This window comes from Streptomyces sp. NPDC058796 (assembly GCF_042745235.1).
GTDB lineage: Bacteria > Actinomycetota > Actinomycetes > Streptomycetales > Streptomycetaceae > Streptomyces.
The window spans coordinates 324,800-346,667 of the sequence record NZ_JBHYOP010000009.1; the positions used below are offsets into that span (position 1 = coordinate 324,800).

Genomic DNA, 21,868 nt, shown 5'->3' on the forward strand with positions numbered 1-21,868 from the left:
GCACCCCGAGGAGCCCCCCCCCCCCCGTGACCGACTGGGCCGGCCGGGTCCACCGCCGAGATCGCCGCCGCCGTACGCGAGGAGCGGGCCGAGGCCGACGAGGCCGGCGCCCGGGGCGACTTGGGCGAACTTGCGCTGGCCGGCGTGCCGGTGGCGGTCAAGGACAACCCCGTGCGGGGCGAACCCCTCCGGGTCGGCTCGGCCGCGACGCCGGACACGCCGACCGGGGCCGACCACGTCACCGTGGCCCGGCGGCGGGCGCGGTGGTGATGGGGCTGACCAACGTGCCCGAACTGTGCCTCTTCGGCATCACCGAGGGCGTGCACGGCACCGCCCGCAAACCCGTGGGAACCCGGCCCGCTCGGCGGGCGGTTCCTCTGGCGGCAGCGCGGCGGCGGTGGCCGCCGGGCCGGTGCCGGTCGCGCTCGGCAACGACGGCATGGGCTCGCTGCGCATGCCGGCGGCCGACTGCGGCCTGGTCACCATCAAGCCGGGGCACGGTGTGGTACCGGCCGGGATCGGCGACGGCGACTGGTTCGGCATGTCCGGGAACGGGCCGCCGGCCACGACGGTCGAGGACGCGCGGGTGCTGCTCGCCGTCCTCGCGGGCACGCCCCTGCCGCCCCGTGAGGACTCCGGTGCCCTCCGCGTCGCCGCGTCCCCGCGCACCCCGCTCGCCGGGGTCACGGCCACCAGGTGCGGCGGGCGGACCCGCCCTGTCCGGCGTCGCTGGGCGTGACCGCCCCGACCCGCTGGACGGCCGGTACGTCCGTGGACGCGCGGAACCTGGGGCGTCCCTTCATGCGTACCGCCGCCTCCGGTGCCGCCCGGCGGGCACTACGCGCCCGCCTGGAGCCGTTCTTCGCCGAGTACGACGTCCTGCTCACCCCTGCGCTGGCCCGCCGCTCCCCCAAGGCCGCCCCCCTGGCACGGAGCGCGGCCGGCTGCGCAACATCGCGGCCGACACCGCGTACTCGCCCTTCACCCCGCCGTGGAACCTGACCGGCTGGCCCGCGATGACGGCGCCGGTCGGCGCCCTGCCCTCGGGCGCCCCCGCGGCCGTACAGCCGGTGCGGCGCCCGGGGCCGGAGGCGGCGCTGCTGGAGCCGGCGGAGCGGATCGAGGCGCTGCGTCCCCGGCGGCGGACGGCGCCCGTGGACCGACCGGCTCTCTACAGCGCCCGGTACATGATGTGCAGGCCCACCCGGCCGTGCCGGGGGTGCTCGAAGGCGTCCGGCACGGTGCCGAGGACCGTGAAGCCGAGGGACGTCCAGAGGCGGACGGCCGGGTTGGTCTCGACGACGGCGTTGAAGACCATGCCCCGGTATCCGTCGGCCTTGGCGGCCGCCAGGACGTGCTCGGCGAGGGCGCGTCCGGAGCCGCGGCCGGCCCGGTCGGGGTCGACCATGAAGCCGGCGTTGGCGATGCGGGCGGCGGGGCCGCCGTAGTTGGGGGTGACGTAGGCGGAGGCGATGACGGTTCCGGTGTCGTCCTCGGTGACGTAGACGCGTTTGGCGGGGTTCATCCACAGGGCCCGGGCATCCTCCTCGGAGGTGTCCGGGTCCCAGGCGTAGGTCTCACCGGCCGCGACGACGCGGTGCCAGATGGGCCAGATGTGCGGCCAGTCGCCGGCCGTCGCTTCCCTGATCAGCATGGGCGTGAGTCTCGCACGCCCATGCTCGCGGTCCTCGTCGGTCAGTCCACGCTGGGCAGGATGTGCGGCTCGGCGAGGTCCTCCTCGTAGCCCGCGAGGCGGATGGGGGCGGACCTCGCCCACACGTCGAGGATGCCGATCTCGCCGGGCCGGCGGCCCGCTCGCTCGGCGCGTTCCTTGGGGCGTTGCTCTGGACTCGTCGTCGTCTCCGGTGTCACCGCGCACTCCTTATGTGTCGGGTCACCCTCGGGGCCTGTCGGCCAGTCTGCCGTCCGGCACCTAGGCGTCCGCTCGGGTGTGGGTCGAATGCAGTTCGGACGCGGTGGCGCCGGTAACTCGTGCGAGAGCGGGCCGTTGTGAACGGGCTCGTCCCGTGACGGACCTTGGGTGTGGGCCTCGGGTGTGGGTAGGACCCTGTGCTGCCGCCCGTCCGCTCCAGACTAACCAAATGAGCGGGGGTGCGCTCTATGGGGCTCAAAACATGGGAGAACCATTGCCCTTCATTCTCGGGACAGTTGGCCCGACTCTGCCCCGTTTCGCTCCCTTGTGCACCGCACGTAACTCACCCATTCGGCGCACATCGGCGACCACACCTTCGAAAGCCGTCGGCGGGTGGGTCGCGCAGTTCAGTTGCCGTTGGCTGCGGCGCAAGCTCGCCATGCTCTGCTGCCGGTCGGCAACGGCTGTCTCGTGGGAGGACCGAGGCATGGAACTGCGCAGCGTCGAGGAGCTGATGGATCTGCTGTACGCCTGCCGGGGCGAACGGCCCGTCGCGGGGTGCGGCAGCGGCCCGGTGGACCCGTACGGGCACGCTCTGCGCACCGCCGCGCTGCTGCGCCGGCGCCGACCCGCCGACAAGGAGCTCCAGGTGGCCGGTCTGGTCTCCCCCGTGGGCCGGCTGCTGTGGCCGGGCGGCCCGGCCGGACGGACCGCCGAGGTGGTGCGTCCCCTGCTCGGCGCCCGCGTCGCCCGCCTGCTGCGCCGTCATGCCCGTCCGGAGGCGTGGGCCCACGACGACGACGTGGTCAGTCTGCGCCAGGCGGACGACGAGGCCCGCACGGCGGTGTTCGACGCCGGGGTCCTGGAGGACTGGCGGACGGTGCTGGAGCTGACGGCGGCGCGGAACTCGCGGCTGAGGGCGGTCGACTGAGAGCACACGGGGCCGGGCGCGCGGTGTGCCCGAGATCCAGGGCCGCGCGGTGCCCCCGACGGGCGCAGGCCTCCGGGTGGGCCTGTGAGGGATCGAACCACGAAGTACGCGTGACCGGCGCACCGGGCACACCGGCGCTCGCCCCACGGCAGCCGCGGCCGGGGCGGGCGAGCCGGGCAATTGACGCACCCGGCCCGGTCGCCGCGCTACCACTTGCCGGGCGCGTAGTCCTTCAGGAAGACGCCGTACAGGTCCTCGCCCGCCTCGCCGCGCACGACCGGGTCGTAGACGCGGGCGGCGCCGTCGACCAGGTCGAGCGGTGCGTGGAAGCCGGCCTCGGCCAGGCGCAGCTTGTCGTAGTGGGGGCGCTCGTCGGTGATCCACCCGGTGTCGACCGAGGTCATCAGGATGCGGTCGGTGTCGAACATCTCCTGGGCGCTGGTCCGCGTCACCATGTTCATCGCGGCCTTGGCGGCGTTGGTGTTCGGGTGGCCGGCGCCCTTGTAGCCGCGGGCGAACACGCCCTCCATCGCCGAGACGTTGACGACGTAGGCGCGTCCCGAGGCGGCCCGGCGCGCGGCCTCGGCCATCGCCGGGCGCAGCTTGCTGATGAGGATGAAGGGCGAGGTGTAGTTGCACAGCTGGGTCTCGAGCAGCTCGACCGGGGAGATCTGCTCGATGGTCTGCACCCAGGTGTTGGTGTCGACGACGTCGGGGACGAGGCCGCCCGCGTCGATGGCGGTGCCCTCGCGGTGCCGGACCACGCTGGCGTTGCCGGCGACCAGGGCGAGGTCGGCCACCTTCTGCGCGTCCAGGCCCGAGGTGCCGACGGGCAGCGCGGCCAGGCCGTCCACCGCGCCGGAGTTGAAGGCGCCGATGACGTGGTGGGCGGGCAGTTCCCCGGCCGGCAGCGGGGCGCTCTCGCCCTCGACGAGCGCGGCGTAGGCGGAGGGCAGGCGACGCACGGTCTGGGTGGCGTTGTTGATCAGGATGTCCAGCGGGCCCTGCTCGGTCACCTGGTCGGCCAGGGCCACGGCCTGGGCCGGGTCGCGCAGGTCGATACCGACGACCTCCAGGCGGTGGATCCACTCCGCGGAGTCGTCCATGGCCTTGAACCGGCGGATGGCGTCCTTGGGGAAGCGCGTCGTGATGGTGGTGTGCGCGCCGTCGCGCAGCAGCCGCAGCGCGATGTACATGCCGATCTTGGCCCGGCCGCCGGTGAGCAGCGCGCGCTTGCCGGTGAGGTCGGCGCGGGCGTCGCGGCGGGAGCGGTTCTCGGCGGCGCAGTCCCGGCAGAGCTGGTGGTAGAAGTAGTCCACCTCGACGTAGCGCTGCTTGCAGACGTAGCAGGAGCGGGGGCGCTGGAGTATCCCCGCGATCGTGCCCTCCTCCGTGCGGGAGGAGGGCAGGATGCCCTCGGTCTCGTCGTCGATGCGCTGGGCGGAGCCGGTGGCGGTGGCCTCGGTGACCGCCTTGTCGTTGGCGGTCTTGGCGGCCCGGCGCTCCTGGCGGCGGCGCTGCTTGACCATGCGGTAGATGTGCGAGGTGGCCCGGCGGACCGTGATCGCGTCCGGGTGGTCGACGTCCAGCCCGTCGAGTTCCTTCAGTACCTCGAGGCAGACCGCGAGCCGTTCGGGGTCGATGCCGGGGCCGTACCCGGACGCCGCCACCTCGTCCGTGGTCGCCGAACCGTCCTGTGTCACCGTCATCGCCGTCGCCGTTCCCTGATCACCGTCGCGGCGCTCCGGGAGGCGACCGCTGTCGAACAGCGGATTTTATTCAGCGCCGGGCCCGGATCCAAACCCGTCGGGGTCAGGGGCGGCAGGCCGTGAGCAACGTCTCCACCTCCTCGGTCAGCGCCCGGGCGAACCGGTCGAGGTCCGGCACGGCCTTCGCGTCGGCGACCAGGCCGTAGTGGACCTGTCCCCGGTACGTCGAGACGGCCACGGCGAGGGCGTGGCCGCGGGCCAGCGGCGCCAGCGGGTAGACCTCGGTGAGCGGGTGGCCGCCCAGGCGCAGGCCGAGGCTGGGCAGGGGCACGCTGGTGACCAGGATGTCGAACCAGAGCCGCGCGGCCCCCGAGACCAGCGGCCCGCCGAGCCGGTGGCCGAGCGCCGGGACGTGGTCGGCGAGCAGGGCGACGGCGCCGGCGCCCCGGCCGGGTCCGGCGTCCTTGTTGCGGTCCATGGCCGCGCGGACCGTGCCGAGGCGGGAGAGGGGGTCGGGGTCGCCGACCGGAAGCCGTGTCAGGTAACCGGAGAGCCGGTTGCCCTGTGGGTGGGCGGTGTGCGGGCGGCGTTTGGAGACGGGGATCAGGGCTCGGGGCGCGACGCCCTCGCTGCCGTCGCCGCGCTCGTCCAGCCAGCGGCGCAGCGCCCCGGCGACGACCGCGATCAGTACGTCGTTGACGGTGCCGCCGGTGGTCTTGCGGACGTGGTGCACATCGTCGAGGTCCACGGCGACGCCCGCGGTGCGGCGGGTGCCGGACGACGCGGCGGTGAGCGCGGGCGAGGAGCGCACGTCGAGGGTGGACAGGGCCGCGGCGGCGCCGATGTCGAGGGCGCGGCCCGCGTCGGACAGGGCGCCGCGCAGCCGCTCGGGCAGGGCGCGCACGTCGGGCAGGAGTCCGCGCGGCGGCTGCTCGGGGCGGGGCCGGGGAGCGGGGAGGTCCATGGGGTCGAGGACGCCGGCGGCGAGGGTGAGGGCGCGCAGGCCGTCGGCCAGGGCGTGGTGGAACTTGAACAGCACGGCGAAGCGGTCCGCGTCCGCGCCGGGCAGCACGTGCGCCTCCCACGGCGGCCGGCCGCGTTCCAGCGGGCGTTCCATGAGGCGGCCCGCGCGGGCGTGGAAGTCCGTCGTCGGGGCGTGCAGCCGGACGTGGTCGAGCGGGTCGAAGTGGGGGTCTGGCTCGCGGGTGGCGCCGCCGAAGGCGAACGGACGGCGCAGCGCGAGCGGCGGCTGCCAGGTGTCCCGGATCCGCATCCGCAGGCCGGGCACCGCGGGGGCGCGGGCCGCGAGCAGGTCCGCGGCGTGCGCGCCCGCGGTGGGCGAGTGCGCCGTGAAGACACCGAGCGCGCCGAGGTGCATGGGGTGCTCGGCGGACTCGATGTTCCAGAACGCCAGGTCGAGGGGGGCGAGCGGATCGGAAGTCAAGGGCGTGCCTCGCAAGGACGTCGGGTGGACAAGCAGTCAATCGCCCTTCGCCGATTACGGTCAAGTACGATCAAGCTACGCACAGTTAACAGCAGATTAAAGTCCCGCCCGGTGTGAGGGGCGGGACTGCGGTGACACATGGGGCGGCTGCGCTCATTTCAGCGCGCAAGGTGCCGCCCGCCGCGGGGTTCCCCACCCGGACGGCTGCGGGCCGACCGTGGACCGAGCGCGCCGGTCCACGGCCGCTTGCTTCCGCCGCTCAGGCGGTCGGGCAGCCCGCGGGGGCGGGCTGGGACGCGTCGTGGATCAGGGCCTCGTGGGCGGCCCTCACCCGCTCGACGTCCGGCTTGAGGACCTTGCGGTCATAGGTGGTCAGGCCGTTCAGCTCTCCCTCGACGTCGGAGATCTGGGTGTACACGGCGCCGTTGCTGCCCCGGCAGACCAGCGCCCGGACCTCGTCGAGCTTGGTGAGGTAGTCGTCCGTGTACGTCTCGGGGTCGACGTCGACGTACGACTGCTGCACCGACCAGGCGTGTCCGGGCACCGCGAGGCCCAGACCGCCGTACTCGCCGGTGACCAGGGCGCGTTCGCCGTCCGGGGAGGGCGGCAGGGCGGGACTCGGGTAGCCGTGCTCGTCCATGATGTCGCCGGCGCCGCCGTCGGCCCCGAGGTTCAGGCCGGACTGGTTGTTGACCAGGCGGGTCGGGTCCCAGGCCTTGGCCTGCTCGGCGACGCGCTTGATGTCGTACTGGCCCCAGCCCTCGTTGAAGGTGACCCACATGATGATCGACGGATGACTGACGTGCTCGTCGATCATCTCCTTCATCTCACGCTCGAACTCGGCCCGTGAGGCGGCGTCCGGATTCACCCCCGGGGTCATGGAGGGCATGTCCTGCCACACGAGCAGACCCAGCTTGTCGGCCCAGTAGAACCAGCGGTCCGGCTCGACCTTGATGTGTTTGCGCACGGAGTTGAAGCCGAGCTGCTTGTGCAGCTTCAGGTCGTGTGCGAGGGCCTCGTCGGTGGGCGCGGTGTGCAGGCCGTCCGGCCAGAAACCCTGGTCGAGGGTGGCCATCAGGAAGACCGGTTCGCCGTTGAGGACCGTGCGCGGGACGCCGTTCACCTTCTCGACGGCGATGGAACGCATCCCGAAGTAGCTCTCGACGCGGTCGCGGCCGACGGAGACCTTCAGGTCGTACAGGAAGGGGTCGTCGGGCGACCACAGGCGCGGGTCGTGGATCCTCAGGGTCAGCGGCTCGCCGGTGCGTCCGCTCGCCGTGGCGACCTTGCGGTGTCCGGCGTACGCCGTCGCCCTGACCCGCACGCCGTCGCGCACGCCCTTCGGCTCGACGGTCAGGGTGCCCGCCGCCCCGTCGATGTGCGGGGTCAGCTTCAGCGAGTCGACGTGGTCCCGGGCGACCGGCTCCATCCACACCGTCTGCCAGATGCCGGAGCTGGGCGTGTACCAGATGCCGCTCGGGTCCAGGCTCTGCTTGCCGACCGGCGGGTTCTCGGCGCCCCGCGCGTCGGTCGGGTCGTAGGCGCCGACGATCAGCTCCTGGGTGCGGCCCGGCTTCAGCGCGTCGGTGACGTCGGCGCTGAACTTGTCGTAACCGCCCTTGTGGTCGGCGACCTTGACGCCGTTGACGTACACCTCGGACTGCCAGTCGACGGCGCCGAAGTTGAGCCTCAGGCGCTGGCCGCGGCCGATGTGCCAGTCGCGGGGCACGGTGAAGGTGCGGCGGTACCACATGCGGTCCTCGTGCCGCTGGATGCCGGAGAGCTGGGACTCCACCGGGTAGGGGACAAGGATGCGCTCCTCCAGGTCCTTGCCGAACGGGGGCTGCTCGCCGGCCTCGGCGGCGGCGAACTGCCAGCGGCCGTTGAGGTTGTGCCAGTCGTCACGCTTCAGCTGCGGACGCGGGTACTCCGGGAGGGCGTTGTCCGGGCCCACATCCTCGGCCCACGAGGTGCTGAGCTCGTAGGTGGACTTGTTTCCGCCGCTGCTCCAGAAGGCGCTGACAACGTTGCCCTCGGCGTCGGAGAGGCCACCCTCGCCGTCGTAGCGGACGTCGGCCGTGCCGGGTGCGTCACCGTCCTTGTTGCCGACGACCGGCTGGTCGAGAGCGACGAGGAGGGCGGTCGGGTCGGCGGGGTCGACCTTCGCCTCGCCGAGCGGCCACCGGGCGCCGCCGATCACCGCTTCGAGGTGGTCGGTGAGGCCGGCGGGCGCTGCCCCGAGCGGGCGCGGGAAGTCGAGCTTGAGGGTGCGGCCGGTGCCGAGGACCGTGGTCGCGGTGGCGCCGTCGTAGTCGAAGCCGTCGGGCAGGCGGAACGCGGACTGCGGGACGGGCTGCTTGCTGCCGCCGGGTTCGGTCCACCGCAGGTGGAGGTTGGAGCCGCCGTAGTGCTCGAAGTACTCCAGCTTGATGTCGTAGGACCGGCCCGCCGTCAGCTCGAGCGGCTCGGCGAACTGTTCGCGGTCCCAGTCGTCGACCCAGTGGTCGATGGCGAGTCGCCCGTCGATCCAGAGGCGGAAGCCGTTGTCGCCGATGATCGAGAAGGTGTGGGGGCCGGTCTTCTCCGGCACCAGCTTGCCGGTCCAGCGGACGCTGACGTCGTCCGACTGCCCGGTGGCGAAGCTAAGGCGCGGCTCCAGCGTGCGGAAGTCGAGCTGCGGGTCGAAGCCGGTTGCCTTGAGCTCGTGGAAGTCGAAGGCGCCCGGGGCGGACTGGGTGTAGTACTCGCCCTTCAGGCCGTGGATCTCGGCGGCGTCGTCGGCGGCCGCGCTCGCGTCGGGCACGGCGGCGAGAGTGCCGACGCCGAGTGCGGCGGCGAGCAGTAACGCCAGTCGGTCTCTGAGTCGTTTGGTGCGCACTGACCCTCTCCTCGAGAACGGGTGGTGGCTCTGATGGCTCAGGACATCGATGTCATACATCGATGTAACACAGGGGTGCAGAGGCATGACAACACGGATTCCCTCCAGTCGTCCAGGGACATGACAACGGCCTCGTACTCAACGCGCGTCACACGGGGTCCGGAGCCACCGTCCGTCCGTCACGGCACCCGCTGCCCCTTCCCCAGCGCGATCACGCCGCCCTTGGAGACGGTGTACAGCTCGGCGTCCCGCTCCGGGTTGACGCCGATCGTCGCGCCCGGCGGCACGTCCACGTTCTTGTCCAGCACCGCCCCGCGCACCACCGCACCCCGGCCGATGTGCACGTTGTCGTGCAGCACCGACCCCTGCACGACGGCTCCGGGGTCGACCACCACGCCCGGCGACAGCACGGACCGGGTGACCTGCCCCCGCACCAGGCAGCCCGCGCTGATGATCGACTCACTGGCGATGCCCCCGGCGTTGAAACGGGCCGGGGAGAGCTGGGCGGAGTGCGTGTAGAGGGGCCAGTCGCGGTTGTAGAGGTTGAAGGCGGGCCGCTCGGCGATCAGGTCCATGTGGGCGTCGTAGTAGGCGTCGAGGGTGCCGACGTCGCGCCAGTAGCCCTGGTCCCTGGCGGTCTCCCCCGGCACGTGGTTGGCGCTGAAGTCGTACAGCGCGGCCTCTCCCCGGTCGGTGAGCCGCGGCAGGATCGAGCCGCCCATGTCGTGCACGGAGTGCTCGTCCTCGGCATCGCGGTGCAGGGCCTCGACGAGGGCCTTGGTGGTGAAGACGTAATTGCCCATCGAGGCGAAGACGCATTCGGGGTCGTCGGCCAGCCCGGGAGGGTCGGCGGGCTTCTCCAGGAAGCCGGCGACGGCCCGGCCGTCGGAGCCCGGGGTGATCACGCCGAAGGACGAGGACTCGCCGCGCGGGACCCGTATCCCGGCGACGGTCACGCCCGCGCCGGACTCGATGTGCTGGGCGAGCATCTGGCGCGGGTCCATCCGGTACACGTGGTCGGCGCCGAAGACCGCGACGTACTCGGGCTGTTCGTCGTGGACCAGGTTCAGGGACTGCAGGATCGCGTCGGCGCTGCCCAGGTACCAGCGCGGGCCCAGGCGCTGCTGGGCGGGGACCGGGGTGACGTAGTTGCCGAGCAGGCTGGACATCCGCCAGGTGGTGGTGATGTGCCGGTCCAGGGAGTGCGACTTGTACTGGGTGAGGACGCAGATCCGCAGGATGTCGCCGTTGACCAGGTTGGACAGCACGAAGTCGACCAGCCGGTACGTGCCGCCGAAGGTGACCGCGGGTTTGGCGCGGTCCGCGGTCAGGGGCATCAGGCGCTTGCCCTCCCCGCCCGCCAGCACGATCCCGAGCACCGAAGGACCTCCACGACGCACGCATGGCCGCTCCCCTCACCCTCGTTCACCCCGGCCGCCCCGGGCGGGGCGGCCTAAGCCTGCTTGAGGATCTCCTCGTAGATCCGGACCGTACGGCGGGCCACCGCGTCCCAGCCGAACTCCTCCACCGCCCGCGCCCGGCCCGCCTCGCCCATCCGCCGGGCGGCCTCCGGGGCGCCGAGGACCGAGTCCAGGGCACGGGCGAGGCCTGCCTCGAAGTCGCGGTCCCCGTCCCCCGTGTCGTCCTTGTCCCTGGGGACGAGCACTCCCGTCTCACCATCCGCCACGACCTCGGGGATGCCGCCGACCCGGGAGGCCACGACGGGCGTGCCGCAGGCCATCGCCTCCAGGTTCACGATGCCGAGCGGCTCGTACCGGGACGGGCAGACGAAGACGGCGGCGTGCGTCAGCAGCTGGATGACGTCGGGGCGCGGCAGCATGCGCGGGATCCAGTGCACGCCCTCGCGGGCCCGGCTCAGCGCGGCGAACAGATCGCGGAACTCCTGGTCGATCTCGGGGGTGTCCGGGGCGCCGGCGCACAGCACGACCTGCGCGGCCGGGTCGATGGCGCGGGCGGCGCGCAGCAGGTGGGGCACGCCCTTCTGGCGGGTGATGCGGCCGACGAACAGGACGTACGGGCGGGAGCGGTCGAGGCCGATCCGGTCGAGGGCGTCGGTGGCGGGATCGGGCCGGTAGAGACCGGTGTCGATGCCGTTGTGCACGACGTGGACCCGGTCCGCGGTGATCGACGGGTAGCAGGCGAGGACGTCCTCGCGCATGGCGCCGGAGACGGCGATGACGGCGTCGGCCGCCTCGACCGCGGTCCGCTCGGCCCAGCTCGACAGCGCGTAACCGCCGCCCAGCTGCTCGGCCTTCCAGGGGCGCAGCGGCTCCAGCGAGTGCGCGGTCACCACGTGCGGCACGCCGTACAGGAGCTTGGCGAGGTGGCCGCTGAGGTTGGCGTACCAGGTGTGGGAGTGGACCAGCTCGCGGCCCTGGAGGGCGGCGGTCATGGCGAGGTCCACGGAGAAGGTGCGCAGCGCGTCGTTGGCGCCGTCCAGCGCGGGCCAGGAACGGTGGCGCAGCACGTCCTCGGTGCGGCCCTCTCCCCAGCAGTGCACGTCCAGGTCGACCAGGCGGCCGAGTTCGCGGGCGAGGAACTCCACGTGGACGCCCGCGCCGCCGTAGACGTCCGGCGGGTAATCGCGGGTCAGCAGTCCCACACGCACCCGGAACCTCCCGTGCTCGGCGGCTGGTTCCCTCATGGTCACCCGGACGGGGCGTCTGGGGAAGGGGGCGGGGGCGGCGAGGACCGGGGAGGCTCGGGCGGCCGGGAGAAGCAGCAGTCGCCGCAGACACCCGAACCCGGCACGCGGTAGTACAGGCAGCAGCTGCGGCGCCGGAAGGCGGTGCCGGTGAGGGTGCCGGCTCCGGCGAGCAGCGGGTGCGCGAGCAGCTCGGCGGTCAGGGCGCGGGCGCGGTCGGCGGAGTCCGTACGGCCGTTGCGGCGGGCCCAGCGGACCAGTTCCCGTCCCGCACCCGCGAGCGCGGAGGCGGCGTTGCCCCACAGCAGCCCGGTGGCGACGCGGTACCGGGCGTGCACGGCCGTCGTCAGCGGGGCGAGGTGGGCGCGGAGCACGGTGTCGGCGACCGTGCCGGCGTCACCCGGCAGGGGGTGCACCTCGGGGAGCCACAGGTCGTCGGGGGCGGCGGCGTCGGGGTCGTAGTGGAGCAGCCGCGGGGCGAGGTCCGGGACACGGCCGTGGAGCACGGCGCACCCCAGCGTCACCGACCACAGTCGGGCGGCGAGGCCCTGCTGGGTGACGGAGGCGGCGACCCGGGTCTCCGGGACACGGAGGGCGGCGGCGACCTTCCGGACACGGAAGTCGAGCGGGTCCGTCGCGAACCGTGGGCGGGGGCTCGGACCCGGGGCTCCGTCAGCGGGGGCGTAGGCGTCCGCGAGGGTGGGAAGCGGCCGGGACGGCACCGGTCGCGACGCGTGGAGGAGGAAGAAGCCGCCGAGCGGGCGGAGGGCGGTCAGGCCGGGGTCGAGGTCTGGGGTCGGGGCCACAGCGAGCAGTAATATCAGGGCCCTTAGGGGGTCGGGTCGGGGGCCGGGGTCCTTCGGTCGCCCACCCAGGGGAGGACGCCGCCGCCTCCGTACTCCATCGGCAGTATGACCCAATGAGTGCTCAGGGACGACGACGGGAAGCTCCCGGCACGGCATCGTGTTGTTCATGGAAGACGACCGTTCGCCGCGCCGGGCCCAGCGCCCCCGCCTCACGCAGAGGAGCAGCCGATGAGCGCCCTCGCGTTGTCCGTGCTGCTGTCGCTCGTCTCCGCCGTGGCGTACGCGGGCGGAGCGATCGTGCAGGAGCAGGTGGCGGCGTCCTCCCCGGGTGCTCAGTACGCGCCGCTGCGCCGGCCCGGCTGGTGGGCGGCGGTCGCGCTCAACGGCCTCGGCGGCCTGCTGCACGTCGTGGCCCTCGCCCTCGGTCCGCTGAGCCTGGTGCAGCCGCTGGGCGCGCTCACCATCGTGTTCGCGCTGCCCATGGCCGCGCTGTTCGTGGGCCGCAAGGCGGGCAGGACGGCCTGGCGGGGCGCGCTCATGGCGACGGTCGGTCTCGCGGGTCTGCTGTCGTTGGTCGGCGCGTCCGACACCCAGTCGCTGGACACGGCACAGCGGGTCTTCACGGCCTCCGTCACCGGCGGGGTGATCGTCGCGCTGATGATCGCCGGCCGGGCCGCGCACCGGCACCCGGCGGTGCGCAGCATCCTGCTGGCCACCGCGTCCGGCATCGCCTTCGGCATGTCCTCGGTCTTCACCAAGACCGTCGCGGTCGACTGGGCGGGCGGGGTGTCGGTCGCCGACCTGCCGTCGCTGGCCGTGATCGGCGTGCTCGCCACGGCCGGCATGCTGCTGTCGCAGGCCTCCTACCGGGGCGCGGGTCTCGCCGCCCCACTGGCCACGCTGACGGTCGTGAACCCGGTGGTGGCGGCGGTGGTCGGCATCACGATGTTCGGCGAGACGTTCCGGTACGGCACGACCGGCACCGTGCTCGCCCTGAGCTGCGGTGTGGTGGCCGCGGGCGGGCTGATCCTGCTGACGACGGAGCGGATCGCGCGGGAGGCCGCGGAGACTGGGGCCGCGCCGATCGGGACGGAGGCGGCGCCGCTCCCGGCAGCGGACGGTCTCGCTGTGGACGGGGCCGGGCCCCGCGTCGCTCCGCTGCCCGAGACGGTGTTCCTGCCCGCCCCGGCGGCGGCGCAGGTCCCGGAGACGGCCCCCGCCGAGGAGCCGTACGACCTGCCGGGACCAACCCGGAGCATCCTGCCCGGACTCGTCCCGCAACTCTCGTACGGCCCCGTCCACGGTGGCGCGTTCGTCCCGCCGCCCGTGCTCGACCGGCACCGGGTGCGGATCAGATCCTGACCCCGCCGGCCCGCAGATACGCCACCGGGTCGACGTCCGAGCCGAAGCCGGGCCCCGTCCGCACCTCGAAGTGCAGATGCGGGCCCGTGCTGTTGCCGGTGGAGCCCGAGCGGCCGATCCGCTGACCGGCGCCCACGGACTGGCCGTCCTTCACGGAGATCGCCGAGAGGTGGGCGTACTGCGAGAAGCGGCCGTCCTCGTGCCGGACGACCACCTGGTAGCCGTAGGAACCGCCCCACCCCGCGCTGACCACCCGGCCCGCCGCGACCGACTTGACCGAGGTGCCGGTGGGCACGGGGAAGTCGACGCCGGTGTGGTAGCCCTTCGACCAGGAGGATCCCGCCTGCCGGTAGGGCGTGCCGGTGGAGGCGTCGACGGGGGCGACGACGGCTTGGCGGGTGGTGCTCCTGGCGGCCTTGGCGGGCTTCTCGGTGCCGCTGCCGGGGGACGACTTCTCCGGTTGCCGCTGCCGCTCCTGCTTCTGCTTCCGCTCTTGCTTCTGCTCTTGCTTCTGCTCTTGCTTCGGCTGCTGCTTCCGCTTCTGCTCCGGTTCGGGGCGGGGCGCCGTGGTGGTCCGTTCGCCGCGCAGCGCGAGGCGCTGGCCGGGCATGATCAGGTCGGGGTCCGCTCCGATCTCGGCGCGGTTGGCCTCGTACAGTCCGTGCCAGCCACCGCGCACCCGCTGGGCGTCGGCGATGCCGGAAAGGGTGTCGCCGGTGACCACCGTGTACATCCGGCCCTTGCCCGCCCGGGACTGTGGCGTGGTCTGGGGCCTGACGTCCTTCACCGGGTCGGACTTGGCGGGCCCGGACTTCGCGGTCCCGGGATCCGCGGTGGACGGGGCGGAGGACGGACGGATGTCGGGCGCGGCACCGTCCCGGGTCAGTCCGGCCCGCTGGGAGCACACCGGCCAGGCGCCCGGGCCCTGCCCGTCCAGCACCTTCTCGGCGACGGCGATCTGCTGGTCCTTGGTGGCCAGGTCGGCGCGCGGGGCGTACTCGGTGCCGCCGAACGCCTCCCAGGTGGACTGGGTGAACTGCAGCCCGCCGTAGTAGCCGTTGCCGGTGTTGATGTCCCAGTCGTTGGTGGACTCGCAGGCGGCGACCTTGTCCCAGGTCTGCACGTCGGCCGCGTGTGCCGTGCCGGTGCCGACGAGCGGGAGCGCCAGGCCCGCGCCGCCCGCGGTAACGGTCAGGGAGGCGCGGTTGATCCTGTTCGGCTGATACCGGCGGTGCCGGCCGCGTACGGCCATGGAGGTCCCCCTCGACATTGCGTCAGGAGGGGCAAAAGTAAGCGCCGGTAACAGGCCATGACAAGACGGCAATCAGCCGGTTGGCCACATCGCGTGGCGCGGAACGCGCGGTCATGGAGGCGCCCGAGGCACCCGAGGCACCGTACTTACACGAGAAACTTTCCTCAAAGAAGTTGAAACTTTGTCCTTGACGGGTCGAAAGTACACGCCTTAGCGTCCAACCGACTTGCTCCGCACGGGCTTTCACCTGGTTTCATCCCAGACCGAAGGAGTTCTCGGTGCGTATCAGACGGTTCGTCACCTTCGTGGGGGCGGCAACGCTGGCAGGGGCCGTAGGGCTCCTGCCACTGTCCCCCGCCCAAGCCGCGAAATCAGACCCCGCGCCGCCGGACCCGGCGGCCTTCCAGAAGGTCACCCTCAACGACCGTCCGGGCGAGCCCATGGCCCTCGCCGTCCTGCCCGACTCGCGGGTGCTGCACACCGCACGCACGGGAGAGGTCCGGATCCACGATCCGAAGAGCGGCGTGAACTTCCTCGCCGCCGACATGAAGAAGAGCCCCGCGGGTCTCTACCAGCACGACGAGGAGGGCGTCCAGGGGATCGCCGTCGACCCCGGCTTCCGCAAGAACCACTGGGTCTACCTCTACTACTCGCCCCGCCTCGACACCCCCATGGACGACCCGGACACCCCCGGCGTCAACGAGGGCGACGCGCCGGAGTACGGCACGGCCGCGGACTTCGCCAAGTACAAGGGTGTCACCCGGCTGTCGCGGTTCAAGCTCGAGGGCAACAAGCTCGCCTTCGACACCGAGCAGAAGATCCTCGACGTACCGGCCGACCGCGGCATCTGCTGCCACGTCGGCGGCAAGATCGACTTCGACCGCAAGGGCAACCTGTTCCTCTCCACGGGAGACGACTCCAACCCGTTCGCCTCGGACGGCTACGCCCCGCTCGACGACCGCGCCGACCGCAACCCCGCCTTCGACTCGCGGCGCACCTCGGGCAACACCAACGACCTGCGCGGCAAGGTCCTGCGCATCAAGGTCGAGCGGGACGGCGGCTACACGGTGCCCCGCGGAAACCTCTTCGCGCCGGGCACCCCGAAGACCCGTCCCGAGATCTACGCCATGGGACTGCGCAACCCCTTCCGCTTCGGGGTGGACGACAAGACGGGTGACGTCTACGTCGGCGACTACTCGCCCGACGCCAACGAGGCGAACCCCGACCGCGGCCCGGCCGGCCACGGCCGCTGGATGGTCATCGACCGACCCGCCAACTACGGCTGGCCGTTCTGCGTGACCCGTGACATGCCGTACCAGGACTACGACTTCGCCACCGAGAAGTCCAACGGCGCCTTCGACTGCGCCAAGCCGGTCAACGACTCGCGCCACAACACAGGTCTGGGCAAGCTGCCACCGGTCACCGACGCGGAGATCGTCTACGGCTACGGCGCCTCCGAGGAGTTCCCGGAGCTCGGCACGGGCGGTATCGGCCCCATGGGCGGCCCCGTGTACGACTACGAGAAGCGGAACAAGGCCCAGAACCGCTGGCCCGAGTACTTCGACGGCAAGCCGCTCTTCTACGAGTGGACCCGCGACCAGATGAAGGCCATCACCCTCGGCAAGAGGAACGAGGTCGAGAAGATCGAGGACGCGATCCCCTCGATCAAGACGGACGGCCCGATCGACGCCGAGTTCGGACCGGACGGCGCGCTGTACGTCCTGGAGTACGGCACCGGGTACTTCGCGGAGCTGCCCGAGGCCCAGCTGTCCCGCATCGACTACACGCGCGGCAACCGCACCCCGGAGCCCAAGGTCGCCGCGGACGTCGTCAACGGCACCAGCCCGCTGACGGTCCAGTTCTCCAGCGCCGGGACGACGGACGCCGACGGTGACGCCCTCAGCTACGCCTGGGACTTCGACGCCGACGGCAAGGTGGACTCCAGGGAGGCGAACCCGGAGCACACGTTCACCGAGAACGCCGTCTTCGACGCCACGCTGAAGGTCACCGACAGCACCGGCCGCTCGGCCTCCGCCTCCGTTCCGGTCGTCGTCGGCAACAAGGCGCCGGTCGTCTCGCTCACGACCGACCCGTCCCCGCACGGCGGGACCGAGTTCCACTGGGGCGACACGGTGACCTGGGAGGTCACCGTCACCGACGACCAGCCGGTGGACTGCTCGAAGGTCAGTGTCTCGTTCATCCTCGGCCACGACTCGCACGGACACCCGCTGTCCACGAGCACCGGCTGCTCCGGATCGTTCAAGACGTTCGTGGACGGCGGTCACGCCGGTGCGGACAACCTGCGGGCGGTCTTCAACGCCAGCTACACGGACACTCCCCCGGACGGCCTGCCGGCCCTCTCGGGCAGCGACGAGGTCGCACTGGTCCCGGCCGGCTGACCGGCTGGACGCACAGCCCGCCGACCGGCGCGGCAGACACGGCGACGGGGCGCCACCCGCGAGGTGGCGCCCCGTCGTCTTCGCGGGGACGAATCACGACACCCCGGCATTCCCCGTCCCGGCCCGCGTCCGCCGACTAGTCTCAACAGCCACGGTGCCCGACAACCGATCGAAAGAGGTCCGGATGAAGACCAGCCAAGCCGCCAACATCGGTGTCGTGGGGCTGGCGGTGATGGGATCGAACCTGGCTCGCAACCTCGCCTCCCGCGAGGGCAACGTCGTCGCCGTCCACAACCGCACCTACGCCCGCACCGAGAGCCTCCTCGCCGAGCACCCGGAGGCGGGCTTCATCGCCGGCAAGTCGATCGACGACTTCGTCGCCTCGCTGGCCAAGCCCCGCACCGCCGTCATCATGGTGCAGGCGGGCGCGGGCACGGACGCCGTCATCGACCAGCTCGCCGAGCGGTTCGAGCCGGGCGACATCATCGTCGACGGCGGCAACGCCAACTTCCAGGACACCATCGCCCGGGAGAAGCGGATCGCCCCAACCGGCATCCACTTCGTCGGTGCCGGGATCTCCGGCGGCGAGGAGGGCGCCCTCAAGGGCCCGTCGATCATGCCGGGCGGCTCGGAGGAGGCCTACCGGACCCTCGGGCCCGTCCTCGCCTCGATCGCCGCGGTCGTCTCGGGCGAGCCCTGCGTCACGCATGTGGGCGCCGACGGCGCCGGTCACTTCGTCAAGATGATCCACAACGGCATCGAGTACGCCGACATGCAGCTGATCGGGGAGGCCTACGATCTGCTGCGCACGGTGGGAGGTCTCCGGCCCGACGCCATCGCCGACATCTTCGCCGAATGGAACCGGGGCCCGCTCGAGTCCTACCTCGTCGAGATCACCGCCGAGATCCTGCGCCATGTCGACGGGGCGACGGGTCAGCCGTTCGTGGACGTCGTGCTGGACCAGGCAGGTTCCAAGGGCACCGGCGTGTGGACCGTGCAGAACGCCCTCGACCTGGGCGTCCCGGTGGGCGGGATCGCGGAGGCCGTCTTCGCGCGGGCGGTTTCCGGGAAGGCCGAGCAGCGTGCCGCGGTGCGCCGGCTGACCGCCGCCTCCCGGCCCGAGGTGCAGGAGGCCTCCCCCTCGTTCGCCCAGGACGTGGCCGCGGCTCTCTACGCCTCGAAGATCGTCGCGTACGCCCAGGGCTTCGACGCCATCACCGCGGGCGCGGACAAGTACGGCTGGGACATCCACAAGGACCGGATCGCCAAGATCTGGCGCGGCGGGTGCATCATCCGGGCGCGGTTCCTCGACCGCATCGCCCAGGCGTACACCGAGCACCCGGACATCACCACGCTGCTCGAAGCCCCGTACTTCGCGCAGGCCGTCGCCGACGGCGAGGCCGCCTGGCGGCGGGTGGTCTCCACCGCCGCGCTTTCCGGAGTGCCGGTGCCGGGCTTCGGTTCCGCACTCAGCTACTACGACTCGCTCGCCGCCGAGCGCCTCCCGGCCGCGCTCGTCCAGGGGCAGCGGGACTTCTTCGGCGCGCACACCTACCGGCGCACCGACAGAAGCGGCGTCTTCCACACGCTGTGGTCCCGCGACCGGACCGAGACCGAGACCGGCGGGGACGGTCACTAGTCTCCCGTGCGGCCTCCGGTGCGGTCTCCCACGCGACCTCCGCGCGGTTCTCCCGTGTGACGGCCACGGCTGTTCGCCGGTGGCCGTCATACGCGGTTCAGGTGAGCGGTGGTCCCGGTTCCGGGTTGGGCACCGGCTCCGGCCCCGGCGGGATCGGTGACGGGGAGGGCTCGGGCGGGCCCGGGTGCGGGGGCGGCGGGGTCGGCTGCGGACCGGGGCCCGGGGGCTGGGGCGCTGGTTCCGGGCCGGGGCCCGGCGGCGGGGGCGGCGGGGTCGGCTCCGGGTTCGGTGCCGGAGGCCGGGCCGGGTCCGGGGGCGGCTGCGGGGGCTCCGGGTCGGGGCCCGGGGTGGGCCCGGGCGGGACGGGATCCGGATACGGGTTCGTCATGGCACTGTCCTCCGGCCAGTCGGTCGACGTCGGCTCTGGACTTGTCCCCCGCCTACCCGGGGGCCGCCTCCCCAGTCACTCCCCCGCGTGAAGGGACGGGCCCAGGTGGCCCGAGGGGACTACGCGGTACCGCTGCCGCCGCCCCGGCCGCCAGTCCCGGCGCGGGGCTGGCCAGCACCTGGAGCGCGGTCCGCGTCGACTCCCGGGCCGGCGCCATGGAGGCCTGGGCCAGGACGATCACATCGGCGCCGGTGACGGCGTCGGCCGCCTCGGCCACCAGCCGCAGATAGCCCACGGTGTCACCGGCCTCGAACCGCGGCCAGGCGCCATCGACGAGGTGGACCCGTACCTCGACGGAACGTCCGGCGCGGCGGGCCTCCTCCTCGATCAACGCGGTCGTCGGCGCGGAGGTGCTCTCCAGGGCCGCGAGCACGACGACACGGGGACCGGCGGCCACCGCGGCGGCGGCCATCGGCCGGTCGACCCGCAGCACCCTCACCCCGACCTCGGCCGCGACCGCCTCGGCGACGCCGCCGATGGTCGAGCAGGTGCACACGACGGCCCGCGCGCCCTCCGCGACGGCCTGCCGCAGCACGGCCCGGACGGCGCCGGCGACCGCCTCCGGCCCCTCCTGCCGCGCCCGGCCCAGCAACCCGGCATCGACGTGATGCCTCAGCTCCAGACCCGGGTGCGCCGTGTCCCGCAGGGAGTCGAAGACGGGGACGTGCACGGGCGAGGTGTGCAGCAGCGCCAGCACGCGTGCTCCCCTCCCGTCCTCTTCGCCCACTCCGTACCCGTCCGCGTCAGAACCGCCCCGGATGCGCCACCAGCCACTCCTTCGCCGCGCGCAGCAGCTCGGGGTCGGCAGCGGGCGCCTCGTCCGGGTGGCGCTCGGCCCATTTCACGACGTACGGGCACAGCGGGGCCACGACGCTGCCCTCGCGCCGGGCGGTGGCGTACAGCTCGCGTGCCAGCGAACCCGCGATGCCCTGCCCTTCGTGGGCCGGCTCGACGACGGTGTGCACGGGGACGAGGGCGCGCTCGGGGGCGTCCAGGACGAAGTACTCGACGCGGCCGACGACCTCGCCCCCGCCGGTCGCCTCCAGGCGGCCCGCCGCCCGGTCGTCCCGGATCTCGATCTCGCTCACGGCCACGCTCCTCGTCCGTGCGGGTCGGGTACGTCAGGCCGACACGGCCTGGGGGCTGCGCTCCTGGTCCGACCCCGGTACCGGCTCGGACGCGTCGGCGCCCAGGGCGACGATACGGTTGTCCCCGTCCACGTGCACCACCCGCTGCCGCAAGGACCGCGCCTCGGCGTCGGTGACCTGGGCGTAGCTGATGAGGATCACCAGGTCGCCGGGGTGAACGAGGTGGGCCGCGGCCCCGTTGATCCCGATCACCCCGGACCCCCGCTCGCCCTCGATGACGTAGGTCTCGAGCCGGGCCCCGTTGGTGATGTCGACGATGTGTACGAGCTCACCGGGCAGCAGGTCGGCGGCGTCCAGCAGATCGGCGTCGATGGTCACGGAGCCGACGTAGTGCAGGTCGGCCTGGGTGACGGTGGCGCGGTGGATCTTGGACTTGAACATGGTGCGCAGCATGTCGGACTCCTGGAAGACGGCTCCCTGCCTGCTTTATGCAGGTCAAGGGCGGTCTCGACTGTACACCGGGACACGCCGGTCGGAGATTGGGAAGAACATCGCTCCGCTCGGGCGAGACAGCTTCACGCCTGGGCTTTCGCGCCGCACCGGCGCCTGTTCAGGCAATTCGCCGGGAAGCCCGGCGACTCATGCTGACCGGATGCTGACTTTCCTGATGAGGCATCGGATGCGGGAGACCACGCTGCACACGGACAACGTGCCTCCACGCACCGCTCCAGGGAGGCACGATGACCGTCCACGTACAGCCGAAGAACTACGTCTCAACGGCGACCGAGCCGAGGCGCTCTCGGCGTGGACGAGTACGCCTTCGGCTCCTCGCCAGGGGGCGACATCGAGAAGTACCGCGCTCTCGCTCCACACAAGCCGCGGCGTCCGCCCCCGCGTCACCTTTCCGTGCGCCACGGCGTATCTGCCGCATGGGACCAGCGGGTAGGGGAAGCCGACGTCAAGAATGTCGGCGAGGAGACGCTTGTGGCGCGGAGTGAGCTTCATGTGGCGGTCGTGTCGGCCGGAGCGGTGCGGAGCAGCTCCGGGAAGGCGTCCTCCCAGACCTCGCGGATGTAGGGACTGATCAAGCGCCGCAGCACGGGCCACTGCTCGGTGAGCAGCCGGTGGTGCAGGAGGGCCACCAGGTCCTCGCGCAGTCCTTCGGCGAGGACGGTCCGGTAAAGCGTCATGCGGGACTTTGGACGGTCCAGGCTGTAGCTCGTCCGCCCGGACCAGACGATGTGGAGCGGCAGGTCCACGCTGCCCTCGACAGGGCCGTCCAGCTGCCACAAGCACTCGGGCAGTCGGCCGCGGTGGCGGTCTCGCAGCACCTCGGTGCGCGGGGCGGTGATCGTCGTGTCCACGCATCCAGTG

17 protein-coding genes and 1 pseudogene are annotated in these 21,868 nt (G+C 72.5%); 5 read left to right on the plus strand and 13 right to left on the minus strand.

Features of this window, described 5'->3' with window-relative positions; translation table 11 throughout:
• Positions 1-26: 26 nt before the first annotated feature.
• Positions 27-1,160, plus strand: a pseudogene (locus ACFW47_RS24100) (amidase family protein); the annotation flags it as partial.
• Between the two features lie 11 nt (positions 1,161-1,171).
• Here ACFW47_RS24100 and ACFW47_RS24105 read toward each other — a convergent pair.
• Positions 1,172-1,654: a GNAT family N-acetyltransferase gene (locus tag ACFW47_RS24105; protein ID WP_386277833.1), complete on the minus strand. Its 483-nt coding sequence runs from the start codon at positions 1,652-1,654 to the stop codon at positions 1,172-1,174.
• Between the two features lie 41 nt (positions 1,655-1,695).
• On the minus strand, positions 1,696-1,872 hold the full coding sequence (locus ACFW47_RS24110) for a hypothetical protein (RefSeq protein ID WP_386277835.1): 177 nt from the start codon (positions 1,870-1,872) through the stop codon (positions 1,696-1,698).
• A gap of 488 nt (positions 1,873-2,360) precedes the next feature.
• Here ACFW47_RS24110 and ACFW47_RS24115 point away from each other — a divergent pair, with 488 nt between their 5' ends.
• Entirely contained in the window at positions 2,361-2,804 is a 444-nt protein-coding gene (locus ACFW47_RS24115) for a hypothetical protein (protein WP_386277837.1), read from the plus strand.
• Positions 2,805-3,010: 206 nt separating this feature from the next.
• Here the strand turns inward: ACFW47_RS24115 and ACFW47_RS24120 are convergent, their stop codons facing one another.
• From ACFW47_RS24120 to ACFW47_RS24145, 6 genes are all read right to left on the minus strand, one after another.
• On the minus strand, positions 3,011-4,513 hold the full coding sequence (locus tag ACFW47_RS24120; RefSeq protein WP_386277839.1) for an SDR family NAD(P)-dependent oxidoreductase: 1,503 nt from the start codon (positions 4,511-4,513) through the stop codon (positions 3,011-3,013).
• Between the two features lie 103 nt (positions 4,514-4,616).
• A complete protein-coding gene (locus ACFW47_RS24125) occupies positions 4,617-5,957 on the minus strand; it encodes a wax ester/triacylglycerol synthase family O-acyltransferase (protein ID WP_386307000.1) in 1,341 nt (446 codons plus the stop codon).
• 259 nt (positions 5,958-6,216) lie between these two features.
• Positions 6,217-8,835, minus strand: a complete 2,619-nt coding sequence (locus ACFW47_RS24130; RefSeq protein WP_386307002.1) for a PA14 domain-containing protein — start codon at positions 8,833-8,835, stop codon at positions 6,217-6,219.
• Positions 8,836-9,014: 179 nt separating this feature from the next.
• Positions 9,015-10,235, minus strand: a complete 1,221-nt coding sequence (glgC, locus tag ACFW47_RS24135) for a glucose-1-phosphate adenylyltransferase (protein WP_386307004.1) — start codon at positions 10,233-10,235, stop codon at positions 9,015-9,017.
• A 53-nt stretch (positions 10,236-10,288) separates the two neighbouring features.
• A complete protein-coding gene (glgA, locus tag ACFW47_RS24140) occupies positions 10,289-11,464 on the minus strand; it encodes a glycogen synthase (protein WP_386307081.1) in 1,176 nt (391 codons plus the stop codon).
• A 38-nt stretch (positions 11,465-11,502) separates the two neighbouring features.
• Positions 11,503-12,324 (minus strand): (2Fe-2S)-binding protein, encoded by an 822-nt coding sequence (locus tag ACFW47_RS24145; protein WP_386307083.1) that lies wholly within the window; start codon positions 12,322-12,324, stop codon positions 11,503-11,505.
• Positions 12,325-12,534: 210 nt separating this feature from the next.
• Between ACFW47_RS24145 and ACFW47_RS24150 the strand changes: the two genes are divergently transcribed.
• Positions 12,535-13,668, plus strand: coding sequence for a DMT family transporter (locus tag ACFW47_RS24150; RefSeq protein ID WP_386307006.1), 1,134 nt, complete (start codon positions 12,535-12,537; stop codon positions 13,666-13,668).
• Here the strand turns inward: ACFW47_RS24150 and ACFW47_RS24155 are convergent.
• Complete coding sequence (locus tag ACFW47_RS24155; RefSeq protein ID WP_386307008.1) at positions 13,658-14,920, minus strand: transglycosylase family protein; 1,263 nt, start codon at positions 14,918-14,920, stop codon at positions 13,658-13,660. The two genes, ACFW47_RS24150 and ACFW47_RS24155, sit on opposite strands and share 11 nt — an antisense overlap.
• Before the next feature lie 278 nt (positions 14,921-15,198).
• Between ACFW47_RS24155 and ACFW47_RS24160 the strand changes: the two genes are divergently transcribed.
• On the plus strand, positions 15,199-17,319 hold the full coding sequence (locus ACFW47_RS24160) for a PQQ-dependent sugar dehydrogenase (protein ID WP_386307010.1): 2,121 nt from the start codon (positions 15,199-15,201) through the stop codon (positions 17,317-17,319).
• A gap of 184 nt (positions 17,320-17,503) precedes the next feature.
• Positions 17,504-18,958 carry an NADP-dependent phosphogluconate dehydrogenase gene (gene gndA / locus ACFW47_RS24165; RefSeq protein ID WP_386307012.1) on the plus strand — a complete coding sequence of 485 codons (1,455 nt, stop codon included), beginning with the start codon at positions 17,504-17,506 and terminating at the stop codon, positions 18,956-18,958.
• Between the two features lie 440 nt (positions 18,959-19,398).
• On the opposite strand, the gene ACFW47_RS24170 is transcribed toward gndA, so the two are convergent.
• The 4 genes from ACFW47_RS24170 to ACFW47_RS24185 all read right to left on the minus strand — a co-directional run bounded on the left by ACFW47_RS24170 (position 19,399) and on the right by ACFW47_RS24185 (position 21,858).
• Positions 19,399-20,103, minus strand: a complete 705-nt coding sequence (locus ACFW47_RS24170; protein WP_386277857.1) for an aspartate/glutamate racemase family protein — start codon at positions 20,101-20,103, stop codon at positions 19,399-19,401.
• 46 nt (positions 20,104-20,149) lie between these two features.
• Entirely contained in the window at positions 20,150-20,494 is a 345-nt protein-coding gene (locus ACFW47_RS24175) for a GNAT family N-acetyltransferase (protein ID WP_386277859.1), read from the minus strand.
• A 33-nt stretch (positions 20,495-20,527) separates the two neighbouring features.
• Positions 20,528-20,947, minus strand: a complete 420-nt coding sequence (panD, locus tag ACFW47_RS24180; RefSeq protein ID WP_386307014.1) for an aspartate 1-decarboxylase — start codon at positions 20,945-20,947, stop codon at positions 20,528-20,530.
• A gap of 548 nt (positions 20,948-21,495) precedes the next feature.
• Complete coding sequence (locus ACFW47_RS24185; protein ID WP_386307016.1) at positions 21,496-21,858, minus strand: hypothetical protein; 363 nt, start codon at positions 21,856-21,858, stop codon at positions 21,496-21,498.
• Positions 21,859-21,868: the final 10 nt, after the last annotated feature.

Excerpts from the sequence above, each read along its gene's own strand:
- ACFW47_RS24105 (WP_386277833.1), bottom strand. The coding sequence starts at position 1,654 with ATGCTGATCAGGGAAGCGACGGCCGGCGACTGGCCGCACATCTGGCCC.
- ACFW47_RS24115 (WP_386277837.1), top strand. The coding sequence starts at position 2,361 with ATGGAACTGCGCAGCGTCGAGGAGCTGATGGATCTGCTGTACGCCTGC.
- ACFW47_RS24120 (WP_386277839.1), bottom strand. The coding sequence starts at position 4,513 with ATGACGGTGACACAGGACGGTTCGGCGACCACGGACGAGGTGGCGGCG.
- ACFW47_RS24150 (WP_386307006.1), top strand. The coding sequence starts at position 12,535 with ATGAGCGCCCTCGCGTTGTCCGTGCTGCTGTCGCTCGTCTCCGCCGTG.
- ACFW47_RS24155 (WP_386307008.1), bottom strand. The coding sequence starts at position 14,920 with ATGGCCGTACGCGGCCGGCACCGCCGGTATCAGCCGAACAGGATCAAC.
- gndA (WP_386307012.1), top strand. The coding sequence starts at position 17,504 with ATGAAGACCAGCCAAGCCGCCAACATCGGTGTCGTGGGGCTGGCGGTG.
- panD (WP_386307014.1), bottom strand. The coding sequence starts at position 20,947 with ATGCTGCGCACCATGTTCAAGTCCAAGATCCACCGCGCCACCGTCACC.